Annotated in this window: 18 protein-coding genes and 1 pseudogene; 10 read left to right on the top strand and 9 right to left on the bottom strand. The window is 36.0% G+C overall.

The features are described from left to right. Positions 1 to 7: 7 nt before the first annotated feature. Positions 8 to 367 carry a DoxX family protein gene (locus CLV90_RS18335; protein WP_133688968.1) on the top strand — a complete coding sequence of 120 codons (360 nt, stop codon included), beginning with the start codon at positions 8 to 10 and terminating at the stop codon, positions 365 to 367. A 52-nt stretch (positions 368 to 419) separates the two neighbouring features. Here the strand turns inward: CLV90_RS18335 and CLV90_RS18330 are convergent, their stop codons facing one another. After that, on the bottom strand, positions 420 to 1004 hold the full coding sequence (locus CLV90_RS18330; protein WP_133688967.1) for a hypothetical protein: 585 nt from the start codon (positions 1002 to 1004) through the stop codon (positions 420 to 422). 215 nt (positions 1005 to 1219) lie between these two features. Between CLV90_RS18330 and CLV90_RS18325 the strand changes: the two genes are divergently transcribed. Together CLV90_RS18325 and CLV90_RS18320 are read left to right on the top strand one after the other, a co-directional pair. After that, a complete protein-coding gene (locus tag CLV90_RS18325) occupies positions 1220 to 2092 on the top strand; it encodes an AraC family transcriptional regulator (RefSeq protein ID WP_133688966.1) in 873 nt (290 codons plus the stop codon). Positions 2093 to 2256: 164 nt separating this feature from the next. Further along, positions 2257 to 2535, top strand: coding sequence for a TIGR03643 family protein (locus CLV90_RS18320; protein WP_133688965.1), 279 nt, complete (start codon positions 2257 to 2259; stop codon positions 2533 to 2535). Here the strand turns inward: CLV90_RS18320 and CLV90_RS18315 are convergent, their stop codons facing one another. Then, positions 2536 to 3309, bottom strand: a complete 774-nt coding sequence (locus tag CLV90_RS18315) for a S1/P1 nuclease (protein ID WP_133688964.1) — start codon at positions 3307 to 3309, stop codon at positions 2536 to 2538. An 88-nt stretch (positions 3310 to 3397) separates the two neighbouring features. Between CLV90_RS18315 and CLV90_RS18310 the strand changes: the two genes are divergently transcribed. The 7 genes from CLV90_RS18310 (at position 3398) to CLV90_RS18280 (ending at position 11942) form a co-directional block, all read left to right on the top strand. After that, a complete protein-coding gene (locus CLV90_RS18310; protein ID WP_133688963.1) occupies positions 3398 to 5656 on the top strand; it encodes a transglycosylase domain-containing protein in 2259 nt (752 codons plus the stop codon). Between the two features lie 86 nt (positions 5657 to 5742). Next, positions 5743 to 6594: an SPFH domain-containing protein gene (locus CLV90_RS18305; protein WP_133688962.1), complete on the top strand. Its 852-nt coding sequence runs from the start codon at positions 5743 to 5745 to the stop codon at positions 6592 to 6594. 32 nt (positions 6595 to 6626) lie between these two features. Continuing rightward, positions 6627 to 6794 (top strand): Arc family DNA-binding protein, encoded by a 168-nt coding sequence (locus CLV90_RS18300; RefSeq protein ID WP_133688961.1) that lies wholly within the window; start codon positions 6627 to 6629, stop codon positions 6792 to 6794. A 62-nt stretch (positions 6795 to 6856) separates the two neighbouring features. Next, the gene (locus tag CLV90_RS18295; protein WP_133688960.1) at positions 6857 to 9055 is read left to right on the top strand and encodes a DUF5916 domain-containing protein; all 2199 of its coding nucleotides are present in this window, start codon (positions 6857 to 6859) and stop codon (positions 9053 to 9055) included. A 1-nt stretch (position 9056) separates the two neighbouring features. Further along, positions 9057 to 9860 (top strand): Cof-type HAD-IIB family hydrolase, encoded by an 804-nt coding sequence (locus tag CLV90_RS18290; RefSeq protein WP_133688959.1) that lies wholly within the window; start codon positions 9057 to 9059, stop codon positions 9858 to 9860. Positions 9861 to 9893: 33 nt separating this feature from the next. After that, the gene (locus tag CLV90_RS18285; protein ID WP_133688958.1) at positions 9894 to 11168 is read left to right on the top strand and encodes a DUF819 family protein; all 1275 of its coding nucleotides are present in this window, start codon (positions 9894 to 9896) and stop codon (positions 11166 to 11168) included. Between the two features lie 81 nt (positions 11169 to 11249). Continuing rightward, a complete protein-coding gene (locus CLV90_RS18280; RefSeq protein ID WP_133688957.1) occupies positions 11250 to 11942 on the top strand; it encodes a DUF4369 domain-containing protein in 693 nt (230 codons plus the stop codon). Positions 11943 to 12019: 77 nt separating this feature from the next. Here CLV90_RS18280 and CLV90_RS18275 read toward each other — a convergent pair whose 3' ends face one another. The 7 genes and pseudogenes from CLV90_RS18275 to CLV90_RS19385 form a co-directional block, all read right to left on the bottom strand. Continuing rightward, the gene (locus tag CLV90_RS18275; RefSeq protein ID WP_133688956.1) at positions 12020 to 12289 is read right to left on the bottom strand and encodes a hypothetical protein; all 270 of its coding nucleotides are present in this window, start codon (positions 12287 to 12289) and stop codon (positions 12020 to 12022) included. A 59-nt stretch (positions 12290 to 12348) separates the two neighbouring features. Beyond that, positions 12349 to 13311: a type I phosphomannose isomerase catalytic subunit gene (locus tag CLV90_RS18270; protein WP_133689030.1), complete on the bottom strand. Its 963-nt coding sequence runs from the start codon at positions 13309 to 13311 to the stop codon at positions 12349 to 12351. 82 nt (positions 13312 to 13393) lie between these two features. Further along, on the bottom strand, positions 13394 to 13801 hold the full coding sequence (locus CLV90_RS18265; RefSeq protein WP_133688955.1) for a 6-pyruvoyl trahydropterin synthase family protein: 408 nt from the start codon (positions 13799 to 13801) through the stop codon (positions 13394 to 13396). Continuing rightward, complete coding sequence (idi, locus tag CLV90_RS18260; RefSeq protein ID WP_133688954.1) at positions 13801 to 14331, bottom strand: isopentenyl-diphosphate Delta-isomerase; 531 nt, start codon at positions 14329 to 14331, stop codon at positions 13801 to 13803. Before idi ends, CLV90_RS18265 begins: the two co-directional genes overlap by 1 nt. 60 nt (positions 14332 to 14391) lie before the next feature. Beyond that, positions 14392 to 15285 (bottom strand): PorP/SprF family type IX secretion system membrane protein, encoded by an 894-nt coding sequence (locus CLV90_RS18255; protein ID WP_243835579.1) that lies wholly within the window; start codon positions 15283 to 15285, stop codon positions 14392 to 14394. Positions 15286 to 15350: 65 nt separating this feature from the next. After that, positions 15351 to 17372 carry a T9SS type B sorting domain-containing protein gene (locus CLV90_RS18250; protein ID WP_243835568.1) on the bottom strand — a complete coding sequence of 674 codons (2022 nt, stop codon included), beginning with the start codon at positions 17370 to 17372 and terminating at the stop codon, positions 15351 to 15353. Positions 17373 to 17404: 32 nt separating this feature from the next. Beyond that, positions 17405 to 19049: pseudogene (locus CLV90_RS19385) on the bottom strand (hypothetical protein); the annotation flags it as partial.

Genomic DNA, 19049 nt, shown 5'->3' with positions numbered 1-19049 from the left:
AATACTTATGACTTATCCGTGGCATTTATATCTAATGGGCGCAATCTACATTTTTGCGGGCATTATGCATTTTATTAAACCTAAGGTATATCTTAGAATTATGCCTCGCTACCTTCCTTTTCACAAACCTTTGGTTCTACTAAGTGGTGTGGCTGAGATTATATTAGGTATTGGACTGTTTTTTAAAGAGACAAAAAACCTTTCCATTTATGGTATTATTGCCATGCTAGCGGTATTCTTATTAGTACACTTTTACATGTTGTCTAGCGAAAAGGCAAGTGCAGGTTTTCCTAAATGGTTGTTACTATTAAGGTTGCCAATACAGTTTGCATTAATGTATTGGGCTTTCATGTATTTGAAAGTATAGAAAACAAAAAGGGGACGCTCCCGTCCCCTTCTTAAAATCAACTTAAATCAACTTAATTAACAACAAACTCTTCAGTATATGTTTTACCAGCAGACTTCACGGTTACCGTGTACGTTCCTGGAAAAGCATCTGCGAAATTAAATGCTTTCTCAACAATCATTTCATCTGTTACTTCTTGTGTAAATACTGTTCTACTTTCAGTATCGTAAATCTTGATAGACAAATCTGATTTATCTAAGTTCAAATAGTTCATGAAGATCATGCTATTGGTCTTTCTAAAGAAAGGCTTGATCTCTTCATCAGCTGCTACGATTTTCACATCATTGTTATCTAAAACAATTGTATATGAATATTCTGTCATATTATCATCGGCAGATAGATAGTAAATACCATCTGTCAAATCTTTAAGGTTTAATTTCTTGCTAAACTGACCTTTGGTCATTTTTTCTGAATAAATAACATTTAAATCAGAATCCATTAACTTAACCTGTACACCATTAATAGATGCATCCATTGTCAAAACCACACTCTTGGCTTTACCTGTAGATAATAGGTTCAATTTCGGCTCTCTTGCCATGCTGGTTACTGTAACTAACATAAAGGCAATAACTGTTGTGAATTTTACTAGGTTTTTCATAATATAAATTATTTAAGGGTTAATGATAATTTACATTACAAACATACAGCCGTTATAAAGCTCTCACTACATCATATTTTCCCTATTTATATGCTATTTTAACCACTTAACATAGTCATTACTACCCAGTAGTTAAGATTCAACATATTTTAGTTAATTTTGCAAAGAACATGTAAAACAAGATGTTTAATTTTATAGTATAAACCCAAAATACAATGGTAAAGCAAAAACCTACATTTGAAGCCATAAAGCCAGATTTCGGTCACTCGTTTACATATCAGAAATTTGATGAACATAGGCTGAATAAAAATAATCTTTGGCATTACCACCCAGAACTTGAATTGGTGTATGTAAACGGAGGATCTGGTAAAAGACAAATTGGTAGTCATATTTCTTACTATACTAACGGCGATCTTATATTAATAGGTAGCAATCTACCTCATTGTGGCTTTACAGATGCCCTAACCGGTAATACTAGCGAAACTGTTATTCAGATGAAGTTAGAATTCTTAGGGCCTGATTTCTTTAACCTTCCTGAAATGAAGAAAATAGCGAGCTTGTTTAATAGCGCTAGCGGCGGAATTGCCTTTTCTGGTAAGACAAAACGAAAAATAGGAGATAAAATGGAAGTTTTGGAGTATCAGACCGATTTTCAAAGGCTGCTTTCCATCCTTAATATATTGAACGAATTAGGAAATTCAGAAGATATGCGATTATTGAATGCAGAAGGATTTTCTTTTACTACCGATGTAAAAGATAATGACCGCATTAATATCGTATTCAATCATGTCAAAAATAACTTTAAAGAAGAATTGACGCTAGAAGAGATATCTTCTATGGTAAGTATGACCATACCTTCTTTTTGTAGGTACTTTAAAAAAATTACGAATAAAACCTATATTCAGTTTGTTAACGAATATCGTTTAGTACATGCCTCTAAACTTTTGGCAGAAAAACCAATGAGTATTACCGAAGTTTGTTTTGAATGCGGATTCAATAACTTCTCTCACTTCAATAAATCGTTCAAAGCATTTACAGGTCAAAATCCGTCGGAATACCGCAATGAACTAAAGAATGTTTTGGTGTAAAAGTTATACCTTATATATATATATAGTATTCAAATTTAAAGCTTCTATATGGTGTGTTAAGCTACCCATTTAGAAGCTTTTTTCGATGCTCTATTTTTAGAGAGTTATAAAAAAATCTTAACTATTCTTTACAATGTATAATCATGTAGTACCTTTATACCGCTATGATTAAAGAATTTACAGAAAGAGAATTAGACCGTATTATTGAAATGGCATGGGAAGACCGTACGCCATTCGAAGCCATTACCTTTCAATTTGGTATTAGCGAACAAGAGACTATTGAAGTTATGCGTCGTGAAATGAAACCGAGTAGTTTTAGAATGTGGCGAAAACGCGTTCAAGGTCGCGCTACAAAGCATGCTAAATTAAGGTCTGATGAAATGGACCGTTTTAGATGCTCTAGACAGCGAAGTATTAGTGGCAATAAAATATCTAAACGATAATTATTTAAAAGTTTCGTTTAAAACTGCAGCTAGGCGAACTCCGCCTTTTTGCAATTGGTCTGCAACGGTATCCCACCAATCATAACTGTATCGGTAGCTTAATTTTTCTCCAGTTTCTACCGAGGCATATACTTTTTCTGCCAATAAATGAGATTCTTCTACCCAATCAAGTAAACTTCCACCCTGTAGAAAATTGATTTGCTGTTTCGACATTTCGGGATATTCGTTTGAAAGTTCTGTAAAACTCATTCCGTTGTCATCGATCAAATTAGAATCCCACACCCTATGTAAATTGGTGCCACTACCAAACCATTGTAATTGTATATCGTTACCACCTTTATCTTCTTCTCTACCTACATGCATAGGTTGATGCAAATCGCCAATTAAATGAACTAAGAATTTTAAATAGAAGGCTTTGTCCTCTTTACTACTATTTTCGTCTTTTATTATTTCAATACACGTATTTACCCCTTGTACCAAATCGCCATATTCGTTCTTCTCGATTTCTGCATAAGTTTTACCAAAAGGTATATTCACATAATGCCAAGCACTGAACTTGCGATACGCTTTATCCGATTTTATTTCATCGCCAAAATTTGCTACCGCAGCTAAACTTTCACCCTCTAATAACTCGGTAATAGCACGTTTTGCCTTTTTGCTTAAATGCTGCTCGGCAATCTCACCAACCACTCTATGTCCAGTTTTTGACCAATACATATCATTTGCAAAGGTGAAATTCGTTACCAAAAACAATAAAACAATACAATTCTTCATCACTAATATTTTATCCAAAAATAATACAACATATTTTAAGGTATTGTTAAAACTTGGTAAGATTAAATTTATATCTGAACTTGCACAAATGAAGAAAAAGACGAGAAAATCAGTTAAACGAAAACGGAGTATCCTAAAAATTATTGGCTTGGGTATTCTTGGGCTCTTTGGGTTATTTCTAATTTTCATCGGGAGTGTCAACATAGGTTTATGGGGTAAAATTCCCTCTAAAAAAGAACTCTCTAATTTTCAATACCAAATGGCTTCTGAAGTTTATTCGGCAGATAGTGTATTGATCGGTAAGTATTATTTATACGACAGACAACCTGTTTCTTTTACCGATTTTCCAGAAGATTTAATACATGCATTAATTGCAATTGAAGATGAGCGTTTTTACGAACACTCTGGTGTTGATATTAGAAGTTTAATTAGAGTAGGTATTAAAACAGTTCTTTTGGGCGATAACTCTTCTGGTGGTGGCAGTACGCTTACACAACAGTTAGCCAAAAATCTCTACCCAAGAAGAGAGCGCAATAAAACAAATATCGTAGTCGATAAGGTAAAAGAAATGATTATCGCCAAAAGGCTAGAGAAGATTTTCACGAAAGACGAGATTCTTACCAATTACCTAAATACCGTTTCTTTTGGTGATAACACCTTTGGTATTGAAAGTGCTGCTCTTAAATTTTTCAACACTAGAACTAAAAATATAACCGCCACCCAAGGAGCTACTTTGGTAGGTATGCTAAAAGCTACTTATGGCTATAACCCAAGAATATTCCCTGAAAAAAGCTTGGGCAGACGTAATTTGGTATTGCGTGCTATGTATAACAATGATTTTATCTCAGAAGAGCAGGTTGCGAATTATTCTCAAGAAAGCCTTAATCTAGACTATAGAGAATTTGACTACAATGCAGGAATCGCACCCTATTTCAGAGAAGAGGTTCGTAAAGAAATGCTACGTTGGATCGCAGAGCAAAATGGTGATACCGATTATAACATCTACACATCGGGATTAAAAATTTACACGACCCTAAACTATAAAATGCAAAAATTGGCTGAAGAGGTGATGACAGAACACATGACCAATCTGCAAAATAGTTTTGAAAAAAGTTATGGTTCTAACGCGCCTTGGTTAAAAGATAAAAAGTTGATGGAAAAAATAGCCAAGCGAACATCAACGTATAAAAGGTTACAGAAATCGGGCTTGTCTCATGAGCAGATTATCGATAGTTTGTCTAATGATAAACAGCCGAGAATTTTCAATTCTTGGGATGGCGATAAAGAAATTAGTGCCAGTACTATGGATAGTATTCAGCATTATACCAAATTCTTGAACACCGGTTCTTTGGCTGTAGACCCTACCAATGGAGATATCTTGGTATGGATCGGCGGTATTAATTTTGAACAATATAAGTATGACCATATCTCGCAAAGTAAGCGCCAAGTTGGCTCTACATTTAAACCTATTGTATACACCACTGCTGTTGAACAAGGTGTTTCACCTTGTACTTATTTTTCTGCCGAAGAAATTGAATACGACAATCTAAAAGGTTGGTCTCCTTCAAACTCTGGTAATAAAGATGAAGCGTACCTCAACTATTCTATGGAAGAAGGGCTAAGCAACTCTATCAACACCATTGCTGTAAAAGTGTTAGAGCAAGCCGGTATTGACAATGTTTTAACAATGGCTAAAGACATGGGTATTGAAGATAAATTACCCAAAGAAGCTTCGATTGCTTTAGGTACGGGTGAAATTAAAATTATTGATTTAGCGCAAGCTTATACCAGTTATGCGAATAATGGCAAGCATATTCAACCGAATTTAATTAAAGGTATCTCTAATCATAAAGACTCCGTTTTAGTTGAATTTAAATCCGAATTGAATAAAAAATCCGCTTTTTCGAAAGAAACTAGCCAAATTATGATCGAAATGATGAAATCTACGGTTAATTCTGGAACGGCTGCTAGACTTCGAAATACATACGGACTAAAAAATGATATAGCGGGTAAAACCGGTACTACCCAAAATAATAAAGATGCTTGGTTTGTTGCCTTGACGCCAAAACTAGTACATATTACTTGGGTGGGTCTAGACCAACATGAAATAGGATTCAGCAATACAAGTATTGGGCAAGGTGCAAATGCCGCTCTACCCCTATTCGCACTATGGATGCAAGAATTGAATAAAGACAAAGATTTTGACATCTACACCAGACCTAATTTTCCAAAACCATCAGCTGCAGTACAAGAAGCATTGAACTGTGATCCCGTAAAACGTGACGGATTCTTTAAACGTCTCTTTAAAAATCCGAATAAAAAGAAGAGCAAAAAGTTTAATGGATAATCGATTTTTCATTCAAATTTTTCCTTGATCGCAATTCGTATTAATAAATTTGATATATTTATGATATCATTTTAATATCATAAATTATGAAAGTAGAGAAAATTCACAAAGCACAAAATGGCTACATAATGCTTTTTGTAGTCTTGTTACTATTGGTTGGGGGTATTGCACTTCTTAGAGTCTATGTAGGTGCCTTTATGATTTTTGCCGCATTATTTATGTGTGCAGGGTTTGTACTGGTGAATCCGAATAGCTCAAGAGTTTTACTTCTTTTTGGTAAGTACGTAGGTACAATTAAAGAGAATGGCCTGTTTTGGGCGAATCCTTTATACACTAAAAAAAGAATTTCATTAAGAGCTAGTAATTTTGATAGCGAACGATTGAAGGTTAATGATAAGCTGGGTAACCCAGTTATGATAAGTACCATTCTTGTTTGGCGAGTTACCAACACCTACAAAGCCGCTTTCGATGTTGATGATTATCAAAATTTTGTACGTGTACAGACCGATGCCGCCGTTCGAAAGTTAGCAAGTATGTACCCTTATGATAATTTTGCAGATGAAGGACTTGATGAAGATATTACGCTAAGGTCAAGTGTTAATGAAGTTAGTGAAGCGTTAGAGAAAGAACTGCAAGAGCGCCTTTCTATGGCAGGTATAGAGGTATTGGAGGCTCGTATTGGGTATTTAGCATATGCGCAAGAAATAGCCAATGCCATGCTACGAAGACAACAGGCTACAGCCATTGTTGCCGCAAGACATAAAATAGTTGAGGGTGCAGTAAGTATGGTAGAAATGGCTTTAGAAGAATTGAGCAAAAAGAATTTGGTAGCTTTAGATGATGAAAGAAAATCAGCAATGGTCAGCAACCTAATGGTAGTTCTATGTTCAGATAAAGATGTTTCACCTATTGTAAATACTGGTACCTTAAACCATTAGACTAGGGGTACAATTTATATTTTTGTTATTAGATGAGTAAGAAAAAACCTTTTGCACTACGTGTCAACGAAGAAATGCTGCAGGCTATTGAAAAATGGGCTGCAGATGAGTTTCGTAGTACCAATGGGCAAATAGAGTGGATCTTAATGAAAGCTTTAAAAGAGGCTAAAAGAGAACCCAAATCAAATAAACCAAATTGAGTTTGGCATTTATTTAACAAAACAAAATCTTAAATTTGGTCATCTACCAAACTATGACCAAAATGTCCAAACAATTAGGTACCCTCGTACTTATACTTTTTTGCTATTCTTTACATGCACAAATTTCAGATAAATCATTTGTAGTAAAACAAACAAGTGATAAAATTACCCCTGACGGAATTCTAGATGAGCCAGGTTGGGAAACTGCAGATCAAGCAGATGAGTTTTGGCAATACTTCCCTCTAGATACTGTACAGTCTAAAAAACAGACAGAGATTAAAATGCTATACGATGATACTAACCTTTATGTTGGTATTACTGTGCATACCGCTGGTTCAGATTATTCTATTCAATCTTTAAAACGAGATTTTAGAGCTGGTAATAGTGATAATATCACGCTACTTTTTGATACGTTCAATGATGGTAACAATGCCTTTCTTTTTGGTATCAATCCGTATGGCGTTCGTCGTGAAGGTCTAGTTTCTGGTGGCGGACTTAATCTGAACGGTTTTACAATTTCATGGGACGTTAAGTGGCGCGGAGATTCTAAAATTTATGACGGATACTATACGTCAGAAATGGTTATACCACTAACTGCATTTAAATTTAAAGAAGGGGAAACCAAATGGCGTTTCAACAGCTACAGATTTGATACCCAATCTAACGAAAATAGTACGTGGATGAATATTCCACAAAATCAGAATATATACGGACTCACCTTTATGGGCGATATGATTTTTGAGAAACCTTTAGGTAAATATCGTACTCCCCTAGCTATTATTCCATATGTAAATCTCGGGTCGCAAAAAGATTTTGAACTAAACGAGGGCAACACCAAATTTAATGTCGGTGGCGATGCTAAAATCGCCATTGGAAATAGCATGAATTTAGATGTAACGATAAACCCAGATTTCTCTCAAGTAGAGGTTGATGACCAGGTAACCAACTTAACCCGTTTTGAAGTTTCCCTTCCTGAAAAGCGGCAATTTTTTATAGATAACAGTGATTTATTTGGCAGTTTCGGGGGCGGTAGAGATGCAAATCCGTTTTTTTCTAGACGTATAGGTATTGCCAAAGACACTGCAGATAATGCTATCGAGAATAAAATTATTGGTGGTGTTCGTTTAAGTGGCAAAGTAACTCAAGGGCTTAGATTAGGCTTTTTAAACTTGCAAACTGCAGAAGATATAAACCAAAATATCGCCTCGAACAATAACACCATGTTAGCATTACAGCAAAATGTATTCGGGCGATCTAATATTGGCATGTTCTTTATCAATAGACAAACTTTTGAAGATTACGAATTTCAAGATCCCGATGACCGCTATAATAGAGTTGCAGGTATAGACTACAACCTTATTTCAGATAATAACATCTGGAACGGTAAATTCTATTTGCATAAATCTTTTGCCCACAATGCCGGGAAAGCAAATCTTTCATCAGGTGCATTTGTACAGTATAACTCTAGAAACTGGAACTTTTTTGAAGATATGGTTTACATAGGTGAAGATTTTAGGTCTGACCTTGGCTTTATTCGTAGAACTGATATTTTTAAAACGGCAACTATGATCGAGCGAGTATTCTGGCCAGAAGATAGCGCGTTGCAAAGTCACAGTTTTCAGTTTTTTCCCGTTATGACCTGGAGTCCCGAGAATGATTTTCTTCATACTGATTATGATTTAAATGGTGCGTGGGAATCTAAATTTAACGACCAATCAGAAATTAATGTTTCCTATACCCATTCATACACCTATCTGTTTGATGAGTTCGATCCTACCAATTTAGATGATGCCATACCCTTGCCTAATGAAGTAGGCTATCATTATAATTTTGTTTCATTAGAATATCAATCTGATAGTAGAAAAAGATTTGCCTATTCTGTAGAACCTACCATAGGTAGCTTTTATAATGGTGACAGGTTTTCTCTTAGTGCAGAAATGTCTTTAAGATTTCAACCAAAGGTATTTTTATCGTTAGCAATGAACTATGATAAAATATCGCTACCAGAACCATACTCAAGCACCGATATATGGCTTATTAGTCCTAAAATAGACGTTACCTTTAGTAAATCTATTTTTTGGTCAACACTGGTACAATATAGTAATCAAAGAGATAATTTAGGTTTCAATTCTAGACTTCAATGGCGTTTTGCTCCTTTGTCAGATTTATTCATTGTCTATAATGACAATTACTTTGTCAACTCATTCGAACCTAAATATCGTTCTATAAACTTAAAGCTCACCTACTGGTTAAATATCTAAAATGAAGTATAAAATTCTGTGTTCAGATTTAGACGGCACCTTACTTTCAACTAAAAGTGATGTTTCTAAAAATACAATCGAACAAATTGGTAAAATAAAAAGTGATACTAAAATCATACTTGTTTCTGCTAGAATGCCTAGTGCTATGTGGTATATACAAGATGACCTAGGTATTATAGATCAACCTATCATTTGCTATAACGGGGCGCTGGTTTTATCAGGTAATAAAGAACTTAGTTCAGTGTTTATGCCTATTAATATTTTAAATACGATTTACGAGCTGTGTACGGGAGTTGAAGTTGACTTAGGATTGTACTATAATAATGAATGGTATGTGCCAAAAACTTCATTACGAGTAGAAAAAGAAATCAAATACACAAAATCTACCCCAGTATTTCAAGATACAAAGCAAACATTACAAAATTGGAAAGAGCGTAAAATCGGTGCTCACAAAATCATGCTGATGTGCACTAAAACAAGTGCAGATATATTAATGCCAATTCTACAAGAAAAACTCGGAAAAGCTCTCAACCTTTACCGTTCTAATGATACGCTTATTGAAATTGCCCCAAAATCGGTATCTAAACTTTCGGCAATAAAATTACTGATGGTAAATCATGAATCTCTAGTAGATATAATCGCCTTTGGCGATAATTACAATGATATTGAAATGCTTGAAAATGTAGGTTGCGGTGTTGCCGTTGCCAATGCGAGAGCTGAAGTAAAAGCGATTTCCAATTATATTACACTAGAGAATACTGCAGACGGAGTAGCACATTACATAGCCAATAACTTGGTTAATTAACTATATTTGAAACTAGCAACTTACATACTATTTATGCCATATCTTTTTGCACAACCTTTAATTACAAATGATACCGTAGTATTCGGTTTGCTGACACTATGCCTTGGTTTCATCTTTTACACCTCAAGTTTAAAAACCGGATTTTGGAGTAAGTTCTACTCCATTGTACCAGCGGTACTAATGTGCTATCTGTTACCAGCGATATTGACCAGCACGGGTATTGTATCTGATGAAATTTCAAATTTATATTTTATGGCAAGTAGGTATTTACTACCTGCGGCACTAGTTTTGATGACCTTGAGCATTGATATAAAAGCAATTTCTAACTTAGGTTCTAAAGCTATTATTATGTTTTTGACCGGTAGCGCAGGTATCATTATCGGCGGACCAATTGCTATTCTTATTGTTTCTATTTTTTCCCCAGATACCGTTGGTGGAAATGATTTTGATGCTATATGGAGGGGTTTATCTACTATTGCAGGTAGTTGGATCGGTGGTGGCGCCAACCAAGCTGCCATGTTGGAAATTTTTCAATATAATCCTGAAAAATATGGTGGCATGGTATTGATTGATATCGTTGTAGCCAATGTATGGATGGCCATTGTGCTTTTGGGAGTCGGTAGAACCAAAAAAATTGATGCTTGGTTAAAAGCGGATACTTCTGCCATTGAAACTTTAAAAGTAAAGGTGACGGAGTTTACCGAGAAAATTACTCGTGTACCCACCTTAAACGACTATATGATTATGTTGTCATTAGCGTTTACCGCAGTTGGTTTAGCTCATTTTTTTGGAGACCATATCAGCACTTATTTGGAAAGTAATTTTGATGCTGTAAGCGATAAAAAAAGTTTCCTTTCCTTCTTAGGATCTGCTTTCTTTTGGATGGTGGTCGTTGCCACAACCCTAGGTATAGCCTTATCTTTTACCAAAGCAAAAAATTATGAAGGTGCCGGTGCTAGTAAAATCGGGGGAATGTTCATTTATATTCTTGTAGCTACCATTGGTATGAAAATGGACTTGAACAAAGTACTTGAAAATCCAGGATTGATTGCTGTTGGTTTTATTTGGATTGCCATACATGCCGGATTAATGATTTTGGTTGCCAAACTCATAAGAGCTCCCTATTTCTTTTTAGCAGTAGGTAGTCAAGCTAATGTTGGTGGTGCCGCTTCCGCCCCTGTTGTCGCTGCTGAATTTCACCCCTCATTAACATCGGTAGGTGTTCTGCTTGCAGTTTTAGGGTATGTAGTAGGTACCGGTGGTGCATTGCTTTGTGCCTATTTGATGGAGGTTGCTTCTTCGTTATAACGATTCATATTTAATAACAAAATAAAGGATGGCGTTCTTTATTATTAAATTTTATAGATATTTGCGACCTAAATAAATAGAATGAAGAAATTATTATTTGTTGTTACTGCATTACTAACATTAGGTTCATGTGGCGATAACCCAGAGGAGACCATGACCGTGAAGGGTAAAATAAAAGGTCTTAAAAAAGGAACACTTTATTTACAACATGTACCTGACTCCGTTTTAATTACTGTTGATTCCGTTGCTATTAACGGAGATGGAAATTTTTCTTTTAAAACGAAATTAATGAGTCCAGAGGTATTCTATTTATACTTAGATAAAAAAGACAATAACGATATTAACGACCGTATAACTTTCTTTGCCGAACCAGGTATCATAACTATCAATACAGATTGGAATACTTTCGACACCACGGCAAAAATTACAGGTTCTGAAACTCAAGAAAAGTTAGAAGAATACAGGCAAACTATGTCTGCCATTAACAAAAGAAATATTGAGATAATGATGAAGGCCGCCCAGCCAGAGAATGAACTTAGTCAAATAAGCATCGATTCATTAGAAAACATAAGCAATAGAAATACGCAGAGAGGCTATGCATTTGCCATTAACTTCGCCCTTAATAACAAATCGTCGTTTATAGCGCCTTATATTGCCTTAAAAGAAATACCTGATGCCAACAACAAATATTTAGATTCTATATACAGTGTACTTTCACCAGAGGTTGCTGAATCAAAATATGGTAAAGAACTAGCTACATTTTTGAAGAAATAAGTTTATCTCAGTTTGTATGAAATTAAAAAGCATCCTAAAATATTAGGATGCTTTTTAAATTTTAAAGTAGTCTTAAATTAAGCTAGCTTATTCAAGTCTTCAACTAATTTGGTTGCTTTAGTTTCCAAGTCTTTTCTAACTTCTTTGAAATGTGCTTTCTTGTTCTCAACATCGTTTTTGTTGACTTTAGCAACTAATTCATCAAAAGAAGAAATTGCCTCATCTATAATAGCGGTGCCTTCTTTTGAATGCGAAGTACCATTAGCAGCTTCAACTATATAAACACCTTCGATAATGTCACCAAGAACATTATTAATATCTTTCTTTAAATTTTTAATACTTGCCATCTCTAATTATATTTTTTGCAAAAGTACAATTTTTGAACTTCCTTATGGTTAATTAGTCCTTAAATAGTAACTTCTAATAGTTTAGCCCCTGTAGACTGCAATTTTATTATTTGTGTAGATGCTGGTAACAGCGCTGTTTCTCCACTTTTTATAGAAACTTCACCTTCATCAGTGCTGATCTTAGCTTCACCGCCAACACACATAAATATTGTAAATGAATCTCTCTGTGTAGTGTCTAAATCTAAATTCTCTGTCAGCTCAATGAAGTTAGTTTTAAAGTAAGGACAATCTACCATTGTATTTACCTCATTCTTATTATGACCATAAGCGACTTTGAAATCATCTTTCTTTTCATAATCTACAGCATCTAATGCTAAATCTGTATGTAGTTCACGAAGATTACCTTCTTTGTCTTTTCTATTGAAATCGAAAACACGATACGTAACATCAGATGTTTGTTGTATTTCTGCCAACATTACCCCTGCTCCTATTGCGTGAATTTTACCTGTATTAATGAAGAACGTATCTCCTTCTTTAACCTCTTCATAATTAAGAAGATCAAGCAAGGTATCATTAGCAATACTTTCAGCATATTCTTCTTTCGTAACATCTTTGTTAAAGCCAACAATTAGTTCTGCTTTAGGATCAGCATCCATAATATACCACATCTCAGTCTTACCAAATGAATCGTGTCGCTCTTTTGCCAAGGCATCATTTGGGTGCAATTGAATGGACAAATCTTGTTTGGCATCGATGAACTTTATAAGAATAGGAAATTCTTTTCCGAAGCGTTCTACAACACTTTTACCCAAAAGCTCTTCTGCATTCGAGTCTATAAGATCTTGAAGTGACTTACCTGCTAAGCTACCATTGGCAACAACAGAGATATCACCTTTAACGGTAGACAACTCCCAACTTTCGCCAGTAATATCGCTTTCTATAGGCTTACCAAAAACTTCTTTAAGCTTAGTACCGCCCCAAAGTCTTTCTTTCAAAATTGGTCTAAATTTCAAAGGATGTATCATTGTATATCTTATTTTGTTGGTCAATTAATTCAGGTTTATAACGATAATTAAGGATTTTTCTTACATTTTAATGTTTGAATTATCCAGAGAACGTTACAAAATTTCTAGGCGTTTCATAAAGCACCACTTCTAAATCGTGCGATTTTTGAATATGTGGTCTTAACTTCTGCCAAATTATCACTGAAATATTTTCGGCTGTTGGGTTTAAAGTTTTAAACTCTTCTACCTCGATATTTAAATTTTTATGGTCTAAATAATCTTCAATCTCTACTTTGATCAGATCTTTTAACACCTTCATATCCATAACAAAACCAGTTACGGGGTCTATCTCTCCTGTAACGCTTACAACAAGCTCATAATTGTGTCCGTGGAAATTAGGGTTATTACATTTTCCGAAAATTTCGGTGTTTTTGCTGTCATCCCAATCCTTTCTATACAAACGATGGGCGGCATTAAAATGTGCTTTTCTACTTACTTTCACTTTCATTATTTCGCTGGCATTTTAAACAAATGTTCGTAAAACTTATCAAAGATAATCTTAAACCATGCCGTGTATTCTTGAGGATTATTAGCGATATCTTCTTTTATAGCTTCAGGAGACATCCATTTCCATGATTCTACTTCTTCGGGATTAATATTTGGTTCGGCATTATAACTACCGATCATTACATGATCTAGTTCATGCTCTGTTAATCCATTATCAAAAGGAGCTTTATAAATAAATGAGAACAATTCCTTTAACTCTGCCTGAAACCCCATTTCTTCTTGAAGTCTACGTTTACCTGCTTCAATATTAGTTTCACCTACACGCTGATGACTACAACATGTATTTGTCCATAATAATGGCGAATGATATTTAGATGCCGCTCGTTGTTGCAGCATAATTTCACCGCTGTTATTTGTAATAAATACTGAGAATGCCCTATGTAGAACTGCCTTTTCATGGGCTTCCATCTTAGCCATAGTGCCTATTTGCTCGTTATTTTCGTTTACGAGAATTACCTGTTCTTCCTTCATAAGGTAAAAATAAGGCGTTTTAGGTATTTTTCGTAACGATGAATATATAAAAAGAAAAATCTAGAAGAAACGTGGCGATTTTAAGTTGTTCTTGGTCATAATGAAATCGTATCTGAAAATTATTTCAAATGACCCATCATTGAAAGCAGTATTACCAAGGTCTGTAGTTTCCTTATCATACGCAATACCAATTAAGAATTTATTGGAAACATTGAAACCTGCCATACCACTAAATGCGGCATCCCATCTGTAGGCAGCTCCTAAAATGAACTTTTCGTTCAACATGAAATTTGCCGATATATCTACTTGTAACGGAGCACCTTGTACCACTTTTGTCAATAATGCGGGTTTAAATTTTACAGACTCATTTAGGTCCCAAACATAACCAGTTATCAAATAAAGGTTCATTTGTTCTTTAGCCGTAGAAAGGTTGGTTTCTTGAAAATGTGATGTTTCCAAAAATCGAGGTACCGATAGACCTGCATAGAATCTTTCGGTATGATAATACACCCCAGCCCCAATATTTGGTGAAAGTCTATTGTCAATATCTTGCTGTAAGGTTGGATCTGTTGTATACTGGTTTAATTCTGAAAACCGAACATCTAACAAGTTGGCACTGGCTTTTAATCCGAAACTTAATCTACCTTCTTGCGAAGTCCAAACCGTATATGAGAAATCAATATCAAAATTAGTTTCTGAAGTAGGACCTATCTCATCATTTACGATCGATAAACCTAAACCTACGCCTCTATACCCAATTGGTGAATGCACATTAATAGTTTGCGTAGTTGGTGCACCATCTAAACCTACCCATTGAGAACGATGTAAAGCACCAATACTAATATGCCCCCTAGAACCTGCGTATGCAGGGTTTACACTTATGGTGTTATACATGTACTGGGTATACTGCGCATCTTGCTGCCCATAAGAAAACACTCCAAAACAAACTGCCATTATAGCGACAGTTCGTTTTAGAAAATTCTTCTTAAGTATGTTTATAAAGGTATTCAACATTCTAATTATCTATTTATATATATGTAACCAGACAAGGTTTTTGTTTCTCCGTTCGGCAATTCATAATCTAGAATATAGAAATATGTTCCTACTGGTAATTTACTTTCCATGTCTACGGTTACTCGACCTTCAGACGTTCCGTCAAATACGTTACCCTCTGTATCATATGCCTTCGTCATATATACCGCTACACCCCATCTGTTATAGATTTTCAATGTATTATTAGGGTAATTCTGTAGACCGTCTATTCTTAGAACATCATGAATGCCATCACCGTTAGGTGTAATAACGTTGAAAACTTCAATTTCTTCTTCTAGCTGACCTAAATCTGAATCTAAGTAGTTTGGTATACCATCATCGTCAGAGTCGTCATCAACATAATCTCCATTAAGGTTGACGTCTTCATCACGGGTTTCTATACCATCATCGTCATCATCGGTATCTCTATAATCTGACTCTTCATCACTATCTGTATTTGGTAATTGTGCGTAAGGATCATCAATTTCATCATTGACGTCAATATCAACTGAAATTGCACCTTCATAGCCATCATCTAGTCCGTCATTATCTTTATCAGAACCAATTCTAACAACATCTGCGATACCATCATGATTATAGTCATGAGCTTCAATAGCATCTAGTACATTATCGTTATCACTATCCTCATCTAAATAATCAGGTAGGTTATCTCCGTCAGTATCAACCGGGAATAATCCAGTTAAACCATTAGCTTCATACGCATCATCTAAACCGTTGGTATTCGCGTCGATCCCTGAAGGCGGAATGTAATCTGCCGTTGCTTGAGCTTCAACATTATCTGGTATACCATCACCATCTGCATCGATATCTAAATAATCTGGGAAGCCGTCACCATCGGAATCTGTTGGATCGGTAGATGGGTCATTATCGCCATCTAAATTCAGATCTTCAAAACTATCAACGATACCATCATCATCACTATCCATATCAACCCCTAACGGATTAATAAGAATTGTAATGGTCGATGTACTACAGTTACCCACCGCATCACAAACCGTATAATCAAAAGCATCTGTGCCTAAGTAATTATTATTCGGGAAATATGTTGGTATATCATCGGATGGGTCATTGGGTGTACCATTATCGTCAACAGTTACTGAACCATTGGTTGGTTGCGTTACACTAAATGTACCATCTGTAGGTAAATCATTATCATTTACTTGCCATGTATCTATTGCAGTTATCGCATTGATGTCAATTGCGATAGAATCATCGTTAGTATCTAATATTGGCAATACTTCTATAGTTACCGTTGCCGTACTACAGTCACCGTAGGCATTACAAATTGTGTAATCGAAAGTGTCCGTACCATTGAAATCAACATCTGGAGTATAGGTTACTATATCATCCAACGGATTGTTTGGTGTACCACCATCATCGATTGTTACCGTACCATTTGCTGGATTTGTAGTTGTTAAAGCACCTACATCTGGTAAATCGGCATCATTCGCATAAATGTCTATAATAACCGGAACTTCTTCGTCTGTAGTTACCAAGTCATCTTCTAAATCTGCAGCCTCTGGTAAACACACCACCGTGAAATTTGGTAGACTAAACGTATTACCTGCTTTGGTTACTAGTGCAGTATATTTTACTACAGCATCGGTTGCTATGACCATTGGGCTTAATTGATCACCTATTAATGGCGGACTCCAACTTACCGAAGCTGTGCTTGGTACGTTAGATGTAATATCCATAGTTACTTCATTGTCTGGATTATTACAGTCTGTTACAATAAAATACCCTGTTGCATTAGAACCACATAAAGTACCATCATAAGTAGCATAGTAAATACCTGGTTGTGTGACTTCGTAAAAAGAATCTGTACCAAGTACGGTTGCCGTGTCTGAAGCTTCATACCAACGAAAGTTATTTTGATCACTATCCGTAGGTGCCTGAAGTAAGAACTGGGCGTTAGATACCAATACCCCCAGTATCGTAGTAACAATACTGAGAAATATGGTTTTATATATATGCGTTTTTTTCAAATCGATTTGGAATCTATGCTTCAATTAGCTAATTATTGAACAACAAAAACTACGTTAATTAATGTATTGTAATCTGTTGGTGCTGCAATTACATCGTAAGTCATAATACCCGTTGCACTTACACTTACATTTGCGAATACTGAAGTATCATAATAAGTTACATAATAGTACAGCTCGGTATTTGTATATGTTGGTATTGCTGCTGGTGCGCCAGCGCTGGCTACCGCCGGAGTACCATATTGACTAATATACTCATCATGTAAATCGATTGTTCTTCCCGTACCTGTTGTCGCTACATCTACTTCAATTGAAGGTGGGTAGAAAATCTTAGAAGATTTCATTGAGTTTACTTCTACTATATCTCCATCTGCTTCAACACCCAATAATGTTGTTGGTGTACCTGAAACGGCATTAGATCCATAATCAGAGAATCTTACCGTACCGCCCTCAACATCTAATCGTGCATCTGGTGTAGTAGTACCAACACCAGTATCACCATTAGATTCTACTCTAAAATTACCACCACTATAAGTTCCGCCATCGGCACCATTGACACCTAATGTGATACCACCTTCAGACCAGTAATCGTTATCTGTTATATCAACTCCCCATTCTACAGCTCCTTCATCAGTAGTTCTACCAGATATCCAGTATTTATAATCTCCTGGATCGCCACCAGAATTTGTAAGTTCTATTAAACTAAAACCATTATCACCTGTATTAATAGGTCCACTTTTATGTATTTTTAAAACAGAACTTTCATCTTGACCACCACCGCCATCGTCTTGATCTTCAATAGTAAATACATCTCTTTCACCCGTCAACCCTGCGCTTTGAGTAAAGTAGAAAGCATCTACATTTGAGGTACTTGAAGCTTCAAGAGTCCCAGTAGGGCTAGGAACACCAATACCTACATTTCCTTCTGTGAAAATATTATCTGTAATAGCATCTGGCGCGGTAGTTGTACCTACTTCATACCAATCATGGTCTGATAAGCTTGATAGATTAACACTATTACCACCTGATATTGCCAATTCACTTCCTGTTAAACTTAATGTTTGATCATCTGTTGCCGGGTCACCTGCTGGGCCTGGTGCACCTGGTGCTCCGTCCGCACCAACCGCTCCGTCAGCACCTCGTAAATCACCTGTTGAAAAACCTAATCCGTCATCGGATGTGAACGTAACCACTCCTGTACTTGCATTATAGTTTCCTCCGGTAAAGCCGTCTCCATCTGCTCCGTCTGCTCCGTCAGCACCATCATTTCCAGGAGTTCCTTGAGGACCTGTTAAATCCGACGTAGTAAATGTTGTTCCGTCATCGTAAGTCAAGGTAAATGTACCGTCTCCGTTATCGGTCGTGGATGCTATGCCGTTTCCGTCTGCTCCATCATTTCCGTCAGCACCATTAGCTCCTGTTGGACCCGTTAAATCTGATGTAGTAAATGTTGTTCCGTCATCATAAGTCAAGGTAAAAGTACCGTTTGCATTATCGGTCGTCGAAGCTATGCCGTTTCCATCAGCTCCATCCGCTCCATTCGCACCATCTGCCCCGTTATTTCCAGGAGTTCCTTGAGGACCTGTTAAATCCGACGTAGTGAAAGTTGTTCCGTCATCGTAAGTCAAGGTAAATGTACCGTCTCCGTTATCGGTCGTGGATGCTATGCCGTTTCCGTCT

The organism is Maribacter spongiicola, from assembly GCF_004364165.1.
In the GTDB taxonomy this organism is placed as follows: Bacteria; Bacteroidota; Bacteroidia; order Flavobacteriales; family Flavobacteriaceae; genus Maribacter; species Maribacter spongiicola.
The sequence above is the reverse complement of the archived record's forward strand: the minus strand, read 5'-3'. Positions and strand labels throughout refer to the sequence as shown.

Coding starts and splice junctions, on each gene's coding strand:
- CLV90_RS18335 (WP_133688968.1), top strand. CDS start 8: ATGACTTATCCGTGGCATTTATATCTAATGGGCGCAATCTACATTTTT.
- CLV90_RS18330 (WP_133688967.1), bottom strand. CDS start 1,004: ATGAAAAACCTAGTAAAATTCACAACAGTTATTGCCTTTATGTTAGTT.
- CLV90_RS18325 (WP_133688966.1), top strand. CDS start 1,220: ATGGTAAAGCAAAAACCTACATTTGAAGCCATAAAGCCAGATTTCGGT.
- CLV90_RS18320 (WP_133688965.1), top strand. CDS start 2,257: ATGATTAAAGAATTTACAGAAAGAGAATTAGACCGTATTATTGAAATG.
- CLV90_RS18315 (WP_133688964.1), bottom strand. CDS start 3,309: ATGAAGAATTGTATTGTTTTATTGTTTTTGGTAACGAATTTCACCTTT.
- CLV90_RS18310 (WP_133688963.1), top strand. CDS start 3,398: ATGAAGAAAAAGACGAGAAAATCAGTTAAACGAAAACGGAGTATCCTA.
- CLV90_RS18305 (WP_133688962.1), top strand. CDS start 5,743: ATGAAAGTAGAGAAAATTCACAAAGCACAAAATGGCTACATAATGCTT.
- CLV90_RS18300 (WP_133688961.1), top strand. CDS start 6,627: ATGAGTAAGAAAAAACCTTTTGCACTACGTGTCAACGAAGAAATGCTG.
- CLV90_RS18295 (WP_133688960.1), top strand. CDS start 6,857: ATGTCCAAACAATTAGGTACCCTCGTACTTATACTTTTTTGCTATTCT.
- CLV90_RS18290 (WP_133688959.1), top strand. CDS start 9,057: ATGAAGTATAAAATTCTGTGTTCAGATTTAGACGGCACCTTACTTTCA.
- CLV90_RS18285 (WP_133688958.1), top strand. CDS start 9,894: ATGCCATATCTTTTTGCACAACCTTTAATTACAAATGATACCGTAGTA.
- CLV90_RS18280 (WP_133688957.1), top strand. CDS start 11,250: ATGAAGAAATTATTATTTGTTGTTACTGCATTACTAACATTAGGTTCA.
- CLV90_RS18275 (WP_133688956.1), bottom strand. CDS start 12,289: ATGGCAAGTATTAAAAATTTAAAGAAAGATATTAATAATGTTCTTGGT.
- CLV90_RS18265 (WP_133688955.1), bottom strand. CDS start 13,801: ATGAAAGTGAAAGTAAGTAGAAAAGCACATTTTAATGCCGCCCATCGT.
- idi (WP_133688954.1), bottom strand. CDS start 14,331: ATGAAGGAAGAACAGGTAATTCTCGTAAACGAAAATAACGAGCAAATA.
- CLV90_RS18255 (WP_243835579.1), bottom strand. CDS start 15,285: ATGGCAGTTTGTTTTGGAGTGTTTTCTTATGGGCAGCAAGATGCGCAG.